This is a genomic window from Bombilactobacillus mellifer (genome assembly GCF_000970795.1).
Lineage (GTDB): Bacteria > Bacillota > Bacilli > Lactobacillales > Lactobacillaceae > Bombilactobacillus > Bombilactobacillus mellifer.
On the sequence record NZ_KQ034028.1, the window covers coordinates 1082503 to 1096136 of the forward strand.

A 13634-nucleotide genomic window follows, 5' to 3' on the forward strand; every position below is an offset into this window, starting at 1 on the left:
CTAAAAAAAATCATCCACGTTTAAATCTGATTGCATTTGCTTAAAATCTACTACCCGTACTTGGCAATCAAGATGGTGTACTAATTCTTGAACTTGGCTTAAGGTCCAACGTTGCTTGGTTAAAATAATTGACATAATAACTGCTAAGTTAATGTTCGTAATCAAAAAGATATTCGTACAATGATGACTCAACAATTGACTGGTGACCTTTTGATTCACACTGCCGCCATACAAATCTGTAAAAATAAAACCTTGTTCATCACTAGAGACACTGTTGATAAAATCAGTAATTTGATCAGTATAATCAGCACTGGTTACATAAGCGTCAATTATTTGGCAAGCAGAACCCTGATGTGTCAGAATCTCTAATGAACTTTGCAAGCCGCTAGCCATTTTGCCATGAGTAGCAATTAGTATTTTTGGCTGCATCGCCTATCACCTTCCTTTCACACTCTTATAAGCAAAAAACATGCCCATTGGTTTAGAAGCGTAAATTCCAGTGGGGCCCGCAAAAGACATAAAAATGTTCTTCTCAACACTTCAAAATAATTTCTCAACACTTTTAACAACTTTTCTTTGCTATATGTAAGACGTACTAAGACAATCCGATCTGCTAACTATCACCAGGGAAATCACGAATAGTACTTTTTGATTTCTCTAAGCCGCAGTTAATTTGCTGTTTTCTAGATAAAATGTAAATTTTAGTTCAATATATTTAGATTAATGTCATAAATAATTTAGTACAGTTCGAAATAGCTAATTTTTTATTCTGGATTAGTTTATAAAGAAATTTGTTATAAATAAAGTATATTTAATATGGTTCCATAGATTTGTATATGTATTTAGACTTTTTATTTTAAAAAATCGCATTATCTTATCGTATTCAGAGTCAACTAAGTAAATATTCCACTAAATAAAATAATATACTATTAATATGTGCTATATCGTATATTCGAGACTATAGGAACTATCTTTATATTAATTATTTATTGTGTTAAAGTAATACTTAGAAATTAACCTTAATCACAAAGTAGATATAATTTATAAAAAATATGTTCAATATGTAAAAGATTATTTTTGATATAAATAAAATAATTCATAAAAATATTTATTTGTTTATTAATGAAGGCTTTAAAAATGAAACCTAGGTATATAAAAATTTTCATAGGCTTGCTACTTTTTTATATTGGATTTTTAGTAATTAATCTACAAATCGTTGGGCAAGCCGCAGTTCCAGCTGTCAATAAAAATATGATTGGAATGCAGCCCAAAGATACTTCAGAAGAAAAACCAGAAGACTTAAAATATACCATTACGGAGAAACCCCTTACGGGGACCACCCTTGAGATTTCAGGTGGGCAAACAATCAATTCTCCAATACTTAATCCAGGTGAAAAGCCTACTTGGCCTTGGTATGATAAACAAGGCAACCCCATTAAACAACTTCAAGACATAAAAACTATTGAGGTAAAAAAACCATTAACAATTATAGGTGATATGTCAGAAATTTTTGCGAGGATGCCAAAACTAGAAAACATCGTATTAGATAAAGGGGCATCCGTTGATACTACAGGTGTTACTTCTTTTTATAGAGTTTTTTACCAAGATTCTGCCATTAAAAGCCTTGATTTAAGTAAAATTGAAGGTCTCTCTTTAGATAGTGCTAAGAATTTGAGCCGAGTTTTTGAAGGCGATAAGAGTTTAGAAAGCGTTACTTTGTCAAAAAACGTTGATCAAGTTAAGGATTTTAGCGGTCTATTTAGTGATTGTTCCAGTTTAACAACAATTAACGGCATTGACTCTTGGAAAGGCAGTTCAGCTACTGATGTGTCTAATATGTTTAATGGTGATACTAAGTTGGAAAAACTGGACTTAGCTAAATTTAACCCCAGTCCAGCTACTAACTTTTCATATATGTTTGCGGGTTGTACAGCTTTAACGAGCGTGGGTGATTTAAGCCAGTGGACGGGGGGTAATGCGACGTATGTGTCTAATATGTTTAATGGTGATAAAGGACTAACTTCTCTGGATTTAACTAAATTTAATCCCAGTGGAGCAACGTCTTTTCTCGGAATGTTTTCAGGTTGTTCAAAGTTAACGAGCGTGGGTGATTTAAGTAAGTGGACTGGGAGTAACGCAACTTCGGTATCCCATATGTTTGACGGTGATAGTAGCTTGAAAACACTGGATTTATCCAATTTTGCTCTGAAGAAGGTTCAATATTTTTCTTCTATGTTTCAGGGGTGTTCAGAGTTAACAACAATTACCGGTATGAATTCATGGGATGTCAGTTCAGCCATATTTATGGATAATATGTTTAAGGGTTGTACAGCTTTAACGAGCGTGGGTGATTTAAGTAAGTGGACGGGAAGTAATGCGACAGACGTGTCTAGTATGTTTGATAGTGATGAAGCACTAACTTCTCTAGATTTAACTAACTTTAATCCTAGTAAATCAACGTCTTTTAGTGGAATGTTTTCTAAATGTACAGCTTTAACGAGCGTGGGTGACTTAAGTAAGTGGACAGGGAGTAACGCAACTTCGGTATCCAATATGTTTAATGGGGATAAAGCACTAACTTCTCTGGATTTATCTTATTTCAATCCGAACAAGGTTCAATATTTTTCTTATATGTTTAATGGATGTTCAGGGTTAAAAACAATTACCGGCATTAATTCATGGGATACCAGTTCAGCTATATATATGGATCATATGTTTGAGGGGGATACAAATTTAAAATCTTTGACTTTAAATAATGCTAATAGTGAAAATTTGCAATCAGTGGAGGGAGCTTTAAATGATTGTTCAAAGTTGGCCCGCTTAGACATCAGTAAGCTTAATTTAACGAAAGCAAATCGCACAAATTTTTTAGCGGGATGTAACAATTTGTGGTATTTAACATTGGGGAAAAATTCGGTTTTGACAAACAGTAGTTTACCTAATGCTCCAGATTCCGACAATCCAAAAGATTATCCGGGTGATCCAGATAATAAAAAGTTGATTTGTGATAGTGGTACTTGGATTGACAAATCTGAAATATCTGATACTTCTAGTACTAAAAAGCAATACACTTCTTCAGACTTATGTAATTTAACGTTGGAAGACTTAAGTAATTTAACGTCGGCTGGTTCTAAAACCTTTGTTTGGACACCCACTGCAGTGACTGCAAATTTGGTGGGCTTCCCGAAAAATATCAAATTTAATTTAATGAATACAGGAATCGGAACTACTGTTCAGGGCTCAGATGTTCAGGATCCGGACAATTCATTTTCTGTTTACGACACTACTGGACATCTTAAGCAGAATCCGGTAACTACTGTAAGTGCGAAACTAATTTCACAAAGCACTAATGAATCCGATGATAATCCCGTGGTGTTTGTAGGCCATAATAATCATCAGCTGCGCAAGTCTCAGATTCAATTGGCGATTGGAATAAATAATTTAAATAGGTTATCAGGGGACGTCGTGTTAGATACCGATTTTAAACCGATCATTCAGTACAGTCCAAGCAGCAATAATTTTAAATATACGTTTAATAGTCAGTTTAAATTGAGTACTTATAATTCAGTAGTCTATTTGCCAGACAGTTACCGCGCAACTATTGAATATCAAGTAATCCATTCCGTGAAATAATTGAGAGCTATTTTGATTGATGAGTGTAGTTTTTACTACACTTTTTTTGTCCATTAAGATGTTCGTAAGTGATTACTGTTACATATACTTGGATAAAACTTTTATAAATAAATAAAGTCTAAAAGCATTCTTATAAGTACTCCAATGAGACATAGAAACAGTATTGGGATGATTTTTCGATCGGCATACTTTAAAAGTTCTTCAGCTAACATGATTTTCAAGTAAGACGGGTATTGGTTGCTTGTTTGGGCTAGTTCCCATTTGATCTCGGTAAATGAAGAATATAACTTTATATTTCTTTTGCGGAAGTGGATGTAAACAGCTTTTTTTACATTCTGTCTTGGTTTAATACAATTATTATTATAAAATGTAATCCCAATTTACTATCCTAGCAACTTCGTTACGATAAAATTAAGAGTAATAAAAATGTGACCCCCAAAATGAATAACTTCTGGAGATCACACTAATAGTTGGGTATGTAGGGCTCGAACCTACAAATTACGGATTCAGAGTCCGTTGCCTTACCGATTTGGCGAATACCCAATTTCACAACACAAAAATCATACCTAAAATTTGAGCGCTTGTCAATATCAGATTTGCAAAAAATTCCCTGCAGCACAAAAATCGCTTGCAACGCTAAAATTCTATACAATGAACTGGAATAGATCAAAGGAGTATACAAAAATGATTTTTGGTATCGATATTCTTGGTTGCTTAGGTTTTATCTTAATAATCGAATTGTTCGGAGGTCTGTCTGCTTGGGCGAGTGGTAATTTAAAAACGAATTACGCCCAAATGAAAAAACCACCTTTAGCTCCCCCGGCGAAACTTTTCGGTTGGGTCTGGCCGCTGCTTTTTATTTTGATTGGTTTATACGGTTATTTGATCTTTAATCAAGCTCGTTTGCACTTACAAATTATTTTTTGTTTACAACTATTGATTAACTTTAGTTGGACTATTATTTTCTTTAAATTTCGACAGTATTGGCTTAGCAGTGGTCTAGTACTCGTTTTGGATTGCCTGGTGGGAATACTGATTTATCAAACGGGATTACAATGGCCTTTAGTTGCACTTTTGTTAATACCCTACTTCCTGTGGTTACTTTTTGCTACTTATTTAGCGCTGGGCGTGGCTTTTTCTAATTAATATTAATCCTTCAAAATACTCCTGAATTTTTTAAGTTTGAAGTTTTTAAGAATAAATTCTAAATAAACTCTAAACATTATTAGACAAATTTCATTTTATACTTGCATTCTCTGCTCCCTTAGTTTAAGATACAATTATTCAAATGAGTAGGAGTTAAATTATGCTAGACTTGTTAACTAACAACATTAAACATTTGAATTTACATCAATATTACTTTTGGTATCTTCAGAGTAATCTGTGGAGCCAGAAGTTTTGTTGGTGATTTTAACTTACAAATTTTCCCTCACAGATTAGTACGATTAAGGTGAGGGATCTGATAATAGATAATTATTTAGTGCCCCTCACCGTAGCTGCAATCGGTGAGGGCTTTTTTGTGAAATAAAGGAGTGGAAATTATGAAAAAAGGGAAATTGGGGCCCAAAATAATTATGGATACGCTCAATGGCTTATCGATTGGTATTATTGTGGCCTTAGTTCCAGGAGCTTTAATTAATCAGCTGGTGAAAGCACTTTTGCCTATCGCACCACAATTAAACATTATCTTACAATTAACCGGTCTTGCTGCGATCATGATGCCCGTCGTTAGTGGTGCGTGTGTGGGTATTATTGGCAAATTAACCCCCATTCAAACAGCTTCGATCGCTTTAGCTGCTGTCGCGGGTGCGGGCAACTTTCAATTCACTAAGCAAGGTTTCATTGCTCAAGGATCGGGTGATGTTATTAACACGGCCATTACTATTATGATTGCTTATCTCATTGTTCAACTCATTGGTCAGGCCTTAAAAGCTTATACCATTTTATTAGTTCCGCTTATTGTGGTAATTGTGGGTGGCGGCATTGGTCATTTAACTTTACAGCCCATCAGTACGATTACTAAGGCCATTGGCCTCGTCGTTAATCAATTAAGCACTCTCCAACCAATTATAATGGGTATTTTAATTGGTGTTATCTTTGCTTTATTAATTGTTTCACCTATTTCATCTGTCGGTATTGCGACAGCCATTAACTTACATGGTATTGCCGCCGGTTCTGCGAGCGTTGGAATAGTAGCAGCCAGCTTTGCTCTGGCAATTTATGGTTGGAAAGTAAATAGCATTGGGACTTCTTTAGCTCATTTTTTGGGCTCTCCGAAAATGCAAATGGCTAATCTCATGCCGCATCCCAAGTTATTAATTCCGATGTCCGTCAATGCAGCTCTACTAGGGGGCTTGGCCGCCGGCTTACACATTACCGGCACTCCTACGACAGCCGGCTTTGGTTTTTCCGGGTTAATCGGCCCCCTAACTGCGCTACAAGGTATGGATTCCAATAGTTTTGCCAATATTTGTTTAGTCACTTTAATCTATTTAGTTTTACCGATTGCTTTAGGACTAGTAAGTAATTTTATCTTCTATCGTCAATTAAACTTCTTTAAACCCCAAGACTTTGCATTAAACTATGAATAAATATTGCAACTAAAAAAAAATATTGTATTTTATCTCAGCCGACATTAAAATAATGTTGGCTTGTTTTATACCAATTTTGAACCAAAAAAATAGTTATAATTAAAATAACGTTTATCTTGACAAATTCCTTATTATAACTGATAACATATTATTAAAGTAGGTGATGAACAGCGTATTATTGTTAAATTTTTTGAATGCTTCCAACATGCCAAATGTTGAGGTTTTTCAAACCAAAATCTATAAAGGGCGATAATTATGAAAATGGATAATGAAGTTAACTTCAATGCTTTCCCTAAAAGCTATATTCAAGCACTGACAATTTTATATCTCAACAATCAAGATCTTTCTGAAGCTACTCCTGAAGATATCACTAATCTTTATTTTGATACTATTCGGCGAGTAATTCGCGCTAGTAATGACTATCGTAATCAGTAATTAAAAAAATCAAAATTCTTGATTATCAATTTTTACGGGCTATAAGTGCGTAGCCTTAATTATCGCCAAAAAGATAACTATGTAATCTTTCCCCTTAAGATTTATTAAATTCAATATTTGAACCGTCTTTAAGCCCTCTATTCCATTTATGAAATGAGGGCTTTGTTATATCGAAATTAAAAATAAGTTTTGACAAGGATTAGTATTATTTCTAATAGAAGAATGCAAAATAGACCTTTAATTGCTACAGATTTTGCTTCTTGTAATAAAGCGCAAGTAACGATCTCCGATCTAGGACAAAATCCGCCTTTATCATGCTATGAGCATTAAAAATGTGTGATAACAGTGTTGTCTTTTTAATTTAAAAGATTAATTGCCAATGTCATTTTTTCAATGCTGTTGCTATCTAAAAATTGCTATAATTAAATTATTCTAGCTATCGAGGTTTTCCTATGAAATTAAATCAATTTGCTCTACGGCCCACAACTTTTGAAGAAGAAGTCATTGAATTACAACGGATTCGTTTCCTGCCAAAGGATTTTTCCCAATGGTCCAGTACGTTTGCTTTAAGCTATTTGTTAAAACGTAGTTTCCCGGAAACCACAGAAGAATCCAGCTTGCAGGCTAAATTAGAGGCTTTATTTGCCACTCCTACTGACAACATTGTGGATTATTTACAGCAGAATCTAGTCACCGCCAAAGTATTTTATAATGTGTATTTCCAATTACTAGGTTTTATTCCGGAAGTCGATTTCCCTTTAAATGATCCATTACGCATAACCTCTCAAGTAAATTATCCCCAATTTACTCATTCCCACTTATCACCAGCAGAGATTATTTCCGGCTGGTATCAATTATTAATTACGCATACAGTAAATGGACAAACATTTTTAGACGAATTAACCAATCGCGGTTATTTTCAAGAACAAATGACCTCTTCAACTACTCCGCGACCGCTATTTTTCAATGGTAAAGCCCAAGCTGTCTTTGATACACATCGCTTGATTCGGGAAGTGGTTTATGTGGAATCGCCACAAGATAGTGATCACGATGGTCAACGGGACTTATTGAAAGTCAACATTATTCGCCCGGTGGAATCTAATCAACAACCTGTTCCGGTTCTATATACTGCTTCCCCTTATGATCAAGGGACTAACGATTACGAAGGTGAACAATTAACGCATAATGTAAACACACCTTTGACGGTAAAAGCCCCGCAAGCTAATACTCTTCATCAGACAAGCCAATCCACATCATTGAATCTTCCTCCTGCTCGAGATGCTCAGAATAATACACGCCAAACAGTGGAAAGCTTCAACTCTAATTATGACTACAGTTTAAATAATTATTTTTTAGCCCGGGGCTTTGCAGTAATCTATGCAGCCGGTATCGGTACCAAAGATTCCCAAGGATGGCGGACTTGTGGTGATCAACAAGAAACCATTTCTACGGTAGCCATTATTGAATGGCTAACCGGCCAACGCACTGCTTTTACAACCCCCAGTGCCCAAAAGGCGATTACTGCCTGGTGGTGTAATCAAAAAGTCGCGATGACCGGTCGATCTTACTTAGGAACTTTAGCTATTGCAGCAGCTACTACAGGAATAAGCGGTTTAAAAACCATTATTTCCGAAGCAGCTATTTCCAGTTGGTATGACTATTATCGAGAACATGGTTTGGTAGTAGCCCCCGGAGGATTCCCAGGTGAAGATGCTGATGTTTTGGCTGAAGAAACCTTTTCCCGGCAAAAAAATGCCAAAGATTATTTAACAATCAAAGATGCCTGGCACAATCAACTGCGACAAATCGGACAGGGTCAAGAACGCAGTAGTGGTAATTATACTGACTTTTGGGAACAACGTAATTACCGCCATCAACTGCAGCAGATCACGGCCGACATCATCATGGTTCATGGTTTAAATGACTGGAACGTTAAACCTAAAAATGTTTACAAATTCTGGCATGCATTGCAACCCTTACCAGTTAAGCAAAAACTTATTTTACATCAAGGACCCCATATTTATATTAATGATTTTCGCTCCCTGGATTTTACAGATATGATGAATTTATGGTTATCATACAAGTTGTACGATCTAGACAATCAGGCAGATCAGATTTTACCGGATGTATTAATTCAAGATAACGCCCAACCAGAAACTTGGTCTACTCAAAGTGATTGGCCGCAAAATACTGATTCAATATGTACTTATCAGTTTCAACCGGAAACCTTAACTAAGCAGGCAGCTTCTCAATCCTCGATCATGCAATATAATGATCAGTTACCAGCCCCCTTATTTAAGTACTATACGCAGCATTTGCAACAATGGGAACACGATCTAATGTCCGTACAAGCAGAACCATTAAAAGCGCACCGTTTAATTTTTCAGACCCCGCCACTCAATCAACCATTACTAATCGAAGGACGTCCTGAAATTCGTCTCAAAATTGCTAGTAGTCAAAATTTAGGTTTAGTCAGTGTTCGTTTAGTCGATTATGGTAATTTCCGGCGATTATCAGCATTACCTACGACGCTGGCTACCCAAGCTTCTGATTTGGGCTATCAATATCAAAAAGTGGATTTACGTGAATATTTATTGCAAAAAAAACCTACTGCATACCAATTGATTTCTTTGGGACATCTCAATTTGCAAAACCGCACTCGGCTGACGCAAGTAAAATCCGTAGTAGCGCAACAATATTATTCATTAGTTTGGCAATTACAACCCACTCACTATCGTTTACTTGCCGGACACCAATTGGGTTTAATTGTCTATGCCACTGACTTTCAAATGACAATTCGTGGTAACCAAGCAATAACTTATAACTTGGATTTACAAGGCTGTCAGTTGAAGTTAAACGTTAATCCGGATAGTTTACTTTAGTGGTAGGAGCTGTTCATTTTCTGAAGTTAAATCTTGTTTAAATTTTTGAAGACTCATTTTAAAATCACAATCAAAAAGGATCGTTCGCTTTTTCAATCACGAACGATCCTTTTTGAGTAGACTTAAGGAACCCGAACTAAATCTTGATTTACTAATTCTTCAGCAATTTGGACTGTATTCCATGCAGCTCCTTTTAAGAGATTATCTGAGACCACCCACATGTGAAAAGCTCCTGGGTTTTCTGCGTCGGCCCGCACGCGGCCGACAAAGGTTTGGCGACTGCCAGCTGCTTGAATGGGTTGCGGATAAATTTGATGTTGTGGATCATCTTGCAGCGTAATTCCCGGTGCTTGTTTTAAAATGGCCTGAAGTTGCGCAACAGTGGCTGTATGATCAGCCAATTGGAAATAAACTGCTTCACCATGACCAATTACAACTGGTACCCGGACGCAAGTAGCTGTCACTTTTATAGCTTCAGCGTCCATATCGTTCAGCATGATTTTTTTGGTTTCATGAATCATTTTCCATTCTTCATGAGAATAACCATCGGTTTCAAAGACGTCAATTTGTGGTAATAAATTAAAGGCGATCGGATAATGTTGAGCATCGCTTGCGGTCGGTAAAATCTCTGGCGTGTAAGCTTGCTTATCTAACTGGGCTTGAGTTTCGTCTAATAATTCTTGCCATGCACGCCGCCCAGCACCCGAAACTGCCTGGTAAGTGGATACTACCACTTGTTGTAATCCAAAGCGCTGGCGTAAAGGTTCCAACGCGACTACCATTTGAATAGTAGAACAATTCGGATTGGCAATAATGCCATGATGGTATTTTAACTGTTGGGCATTGACTTCTGGTACCACTAAAGGGACTTGCGGATCCATACGAAAAGCACTCGTATTATCTACACAAACTGCTCCCCGTTTCACTGCTTCTGGTAAGAATTGTTTTGAGACGGAGCCCCCCGCAGACGCAAGAACTAAATCCACATTTTCAAAAACTTCTGGTCGAGCTTCTTCTACGGTTAATGTTTGATCTGCAAACTTTAATTTTTTGCCAGCAGAACGAGCGGAAGCCAATAATTTGACTTGCTTTAAAGGAATTTTGGACTGTGCTAATTGTTCCATTAAGCGCGTCCCGACTGCTCCTGTCGCACCTAAAATAGCAACAGTATAATCCCTACTAGGCATGCGTTTGACCTCCCTCTTGTTGCACAAACTTCTCAATTCGGTTCATGGCTTCGGTTAAGTCTTCATCACTCGCTGCATATGAAAAGCGCAGATAACCAGCACCGCCAGCACCAAAACCATTGCCAGGAGTACATCCGACGTGCGCTTGTTGTGCTAACTGCCAAGCAAATTCATTATCGTTTTGATTAAACTGCTCGGGAATTTTCGCAAAAACATAAAATGCCCCCTGCGGACTGACGGTTTCAAATCCGATTTCATTTAAACGCCGCTGAATAAAATCACGCCGCTTGCGATAAATTTGGACCGAGGCTTGCGGATCAGCATCTCCATTATTCAAAGCTTCTGTAGCTGCAGCCTGTGAAGAATTAGTAGGCGCTGTTACCATAAAAGCATGCATTTTCGTAATTTCTGTGACTGTAGCATGCGGTGCTGCCAAATAACCAATCCGATAACCTGTCATAGCATGTGACTTCGAAACGCCGCTAATTAAAATGGTTTGTTCCGGTAGTAAACGGGCAATCGAAAAATGCGGTTGATCATATACTAGTTCACTATAGATTTCATCAGATAATACATAGACCGGATATTTTTCGATAATTTGGGCCAACGCCGTTACTTCTGCTTGAGAATATTCCCGACCTGTCGGATTAGTAGGATAGTTCAAAATAATTAACCGTGTTCGTGGATGTTGTTCTAAAGCTTTGCTCAGAGCTGCAGGTGTGAGCACAAAATCCGTTTGCGAAGTATCCACCATGACAATTTTGGCACCCGTTAATTCAATAATAGGAAAATATAATGCGTAGCTGGGAGTAGGTACAATAACCTCATCTCCGGCGTTTAACAAAGAAAACAATGTCGATGTGATAGCTTCTGTTGCTCCGATAGTTACGACAATCTCATTATTGGCATCATAATTTAAGTTTTGTTTCCGCTGTAAATACTGACTGATCGCTTGACGTAAAGGCAAACTTCCTTTTTGTGCGGAATAATGGGAGTCATTAGCTACGATACTGGCAATAGCTGCTTGTTTCACGTGCTCCGGAACATTTTGATCTGGCTCTCCCAAACTTAATTTAATAATATCGGGAATTTGAGAAACTCTATCATCAAACTCACGAATGGCTGACGGTGCCACTTGGCGTAAACGTTCATTAACGGTTGTTTCTAATTTTTTTGCTAATTCGGGCATTAAGACTACCACCTTTATAAAATTTTTTCTAATCCAACAACTAATTCTGTTAAATCCATAACTTGATCTAAGGCAAGTTTAACACCCTTCATAAAAGATTGACGATCAAATGAATCTTGCCTAATAGTTAATGCTTCTCCGGGTCCGCCAAAGAGCACTTCTTCATGCGCTACGTAACCAGGCAAACGTACTGAATGAATTTTTATTCCTTGATAATCGCCTCCTCGGACATGTGGCAAGGTTTCATGTAAAGGTGACGCTGGTTTTGGGCTTTGCCGTTGCTCGGCAATCAACTGGGCTGTTGAAATCGCTGTTCCTGATGGCGCATCTTGTTTATCTGCGTGATGTAATTCAATGATTTCAGCATCCGGAAAATACTGGGCAGCTTCCTGGGCAAATTTCATGAGTAACACTGCTGATAACCCAAAATTTGGAACAATTATCCCCCCTATCCCTTGCTGTTGTGCCAACTCTTGCAAGGTTTTAATTTGCTCAGTCTGCAAGCCACTAGTTCCGACTACAGGATGCATATGTTGTTGTAAAGCAAATTGTGTGTTCGCAAACACCGCTTGCGGCACAGTGAAATCTAACCAAATATCAGCCTTAATATCTACTTGTGCTAATTGATTATATACTTTGGTTGTTGGTGCTAGATGATAAACTTGAGGATCCGGATTACTTGCTCCTGGAGCTAAAACTCCCACTAGCTGATAAGCTGGATCTTCCATAACCAACTGAACCGCCTTCTGGCCCATCGCTCCAGTAAAACCTGCAATAAAAACTTTTTTCATATTTAAACTTCCAATTCTGTTAGATTTGTCTGTTGTAAAGCCGTCGATTCCAAACCTAAAGCTTGTGCTAGTTTTGCCTGTTCGGCTGTATTCAATGCTTGAATCGGCAAGCGACAACCTCCAGTTTGAAAACCTTGTGCATTTAACACTGCTTTCACTGGTGCAGGTGAAGGGTACATGAATAAAGCCTGCATCTTCGGAGTTAAACGACGCTGCAATTGGCCGGCTAAAGATATATTGCCACTCTCTAAAGCATCATACATTTGACGCATCGCTTGTCCATAGACATGTGAAGCTACTGAGATTACCCCTTGAGCTCCAATCGTTTTAGCTGCTAGTGCCTGTGCATCTTCACCTGAATACACTAAAAAGTCCGCCGGAGTATTTTCAACCAGATATTCCAGATCTTCTAAAGAAGTACATTGTTTGACGCCGATAATGCGCGGATGCTGAGCTAGTTTAACTAAAGTTTCATTAGCAATCGTAATGCCCGTACGCCCAGGAATATTATAAATAATAATAGGAATTTCAGAAGCCTCGGCTACCGCTGTAAAATGGGCAAGTAAACCGCGTTGATTTGGTTTATTGTAATAAGGCGCCACAACTAATGCCGCGTCAATCCCTGGAATTTGGCTTACTTCATGGGTAAACTCACAAGTCGCCTGAGTATTATTACTGCCTGTACCCGCAATGACTGGACCACGTTGATTGACAATTTGCGCAAAGCGGGTATATAAACTAATTTTTTCATCATGACTTAAAGTGGCAGCTTCTCCAGTAGTTCCCCCAATGACAAAGCCCCGATTACCGGCAGCTAACAAATGATCTGTCAGTTTTTGTAAACTATCAAAATTTAATTGTTGTTTATCATCAAAAGGTGTAATAATTGCGGCTAATAGATCTGCTTGATTAAAGGTTGTCATTTT

The 13634-nt window shown here is 37.5% G+C and carries 10 protein-coding genes and 1 tRNA gene; 5 read left to right on the forward strand and 6 right to left on the reverse strand.

Annotated features, from left to right (window positions below; translation table 11 throughout):
- Positions 1 to 429, reverse strand: coding sequence for a PTS sugar transporter subunit IIA (locus tag JG30_RS05230; RefSeq protein ID WP_046316769.1), 429 nt, complete (start codon positions 427 to 429; stop codon positions 1 to 3).
- A 708-nt stretch (positions 430 to 1137) separates the two neighbouring features.
- On the opposite strand from JG30_RS05230, the gene JG30_RS05235 reads away from it, so the two are divergent.
- On the forward strand, positions 1138 to 3633 hold the full coding sequence (locus JG30_RS05235) for a BspA family leucine-rich repeat surface protein (protein WP_046316771.1): 2496 nt from the start codon (positions 1138 to 1140) through the stop codon (positions 3631 to 3633).
- A gap of 470 nt (positions 3634 to 4103) precedes the next feature.
- Here JG30_RS05235 and JG30_RS05240 read toward each other — a convergent pair.
- Positions 4104 to 4176 (reverse strand) — tRNA-Gln (locus JG30_RS05240).
- A gap of 141 nt (positions 4177 to 4317) precedes the next feature.
- Here JG30_RS05240 and JG30_RS05245 point away from each other — a divergent pair.
- The 4 genes from JG30_RS05245 (at position 4318) to JG30_RS05260 (ending at position 9541) form a co-directional block, all read left to right on the forward strand.
- On the forward strand, positions 4318 to 4779 hold the full coding sequence (locus JG30_RS05245) for a TspO/MBR family protein (RefSeq protein ID WP_046316773.1): 462 nt from the start codon (positions 4318 to 4320) through the stop codon (positions 4777 to 4779).
- Positions 4780 to 5174: 395 nt separating this feature from the next.
- Positions 5175 to 6224, forward strand: coding sequence for a PTS sugar transporter subunit IIC (locus JG30_RS05250; protein WP_046316775.1), 1050 nt, complete (start codon positions 5175 to 5177; stop codon positions 6222 to 6224).
- Positions 6225 to 6479: 255 nt separating this feature from the next.
- A complete protein-coding gene (locus JG30_RS05255; protein ID WP_046316778.1) occupies positions 6480 to 6659 on the forward strand; it encodes a hypothetical protein in 180 nt (59 codons plus the stop codon).
- Between the two features lie 452 nt (positions 6660 to 7111).
- On the forward strand, positions 7112 to 9541 hold the full coding sequence (locus tag JG30_RS05260) for a Xaa-Pro dipeptidyl-peptidase (protein ID WP_046316782.1): 2430 nt from the start codon (positions 7112 to 7114) through the stop codon (positions 9539 to 9541).
- A gap of 122 nt (positions 9542 to 9663) precedes the next feature.
- Here the strand turns inward: JG30_RS05260 and JG30_RS05265 are convergent, their stop codons facing one another.
- From JG30_RS05265 to dapA, 4 genes are read right to left on the reverse strand one after another with little or no spacing between them, the layout of a single operon-like run.
- Positions 9664 to 10728, reverse strand: a complete 1065-nt coding sequence (locus JG30_RS05265; RefSeq protein ID WP_046316784.1) for an aspartate-semialdehyde dehydrogenase — start codon at positions 10726 to 10728, stop codon at positions 9664 to 9666.
- Positions 10721 to 11917, reverse strand: a complete 1197-nt coding sequence (locus JG30_RS05270) for an aminotransferase class I/II-fold pyridoxal phosphate-dependent enzyme (protein WP_046316785.1) — start codon at positions 11915 to 11917, stop codon at positions 10721 to 10723. The genes JG30_RS05265 and JG30_RS05270 overlap by 8 nt, the downstream gene beginning before the upstream one ends.
- 14 nt (positions 11918 to 11931) lie before the next feature.
- Complete coding sequence (gene dapB / locus JG30_RS05275) at positions 11932 to 12708, reverse strand: 4-hydroxy-tetrahydrodipicolinate reductase (RefSeq protein WP_046316787.1); 777 nt, start codon at positions 12706 to 12708, stop codon at positions 11932 to 11934.
- A 2-nt stretch (positions 12709 to 12710) separates the two neighbouring features.
- Positions 12711 to 13631, reverse strand: coding sequence for a 4-hydroxy-tetrahydrodipicolinate synthase (gene dapA / locus JG30_RS05280; protein ID WP_046316789.1), 921 nt, complete (start codon positions 13629 to 13631; stop codon positions 12711 to 12713).
- Positions 13632 to 13634: the final 3 nt, after the last annotated feature.

Bases quoted from the DNA above. Each gene is read 5' to 3' on its own strand.
- JG30_RS05265 (WP_046316784.1), bottom strand. From the start codon at position 10,728: ATGCCTAGTAGGGATTATACTGTTGCTATTTTAGGTGCGACAGGAGCA.
- JG30_RS05235 (WP_046316771.1), top strand. From the start codon at position 1,138: ATGAAACCTAGGTATATAAAAATTTTCATAGGCTTGCTACTTTTTTAT.
- JG30_RS05245 (WP_046316773.1), top strand. From the start codon at position 4,318: ATGATTTTTGGTATCGATATTCTTGGTTGCTTAGGTTTTATCTTAATA.
- JG30_RS05270 (WP_046316785.1), bottom strand. From the start codon at position 11,917: ATGCCCGAATTAGCAAAAAAATTAGAAACAACCGTTAATGAACGTTTA.
- JG30_RS05250 (WP_046316775.1), top strand. From the start codon at position 5,175: ATGAAAAAAGGGAAATTGGGGCCCAAAATAATTATGGATACGCTCAAT.
- dapB (WP_046316787.1), bottom strand. From the start codon at position 12,708: ATGAAAAAAGTTTTTATTGCAGGTTTTACTGGAGCGATGGGCCAGAAG.
- dapA (WP_046316789.1), bottom strand. From the start codon at position 13,631: ATGACAACCTTTAATCAAGCAGATCTATTAGCCGCAATTATTACACCT.
- JG30_RS05260 (WP_046316782.1), top strand. From the start codon at position 7,112: ATGAAATTAAATCAATTTGCTCTACGGCCCACAACTTTTGAAGAAGAA.
- JG30_RS05255 (WP_046316778.1), top strand. From the start codon at position 6,480: ATGAAAATGGATAATGAAGTTAACTTCAATGCTTTCCCTAAAAGCTAT.
- JG30_RS05230 (WP_046316769.1), bottom strand. From the start codon at position 429: ATGCAGCCAAAAATACTAATTGCTACTCATGGCAAAATGGCTAGCGGC.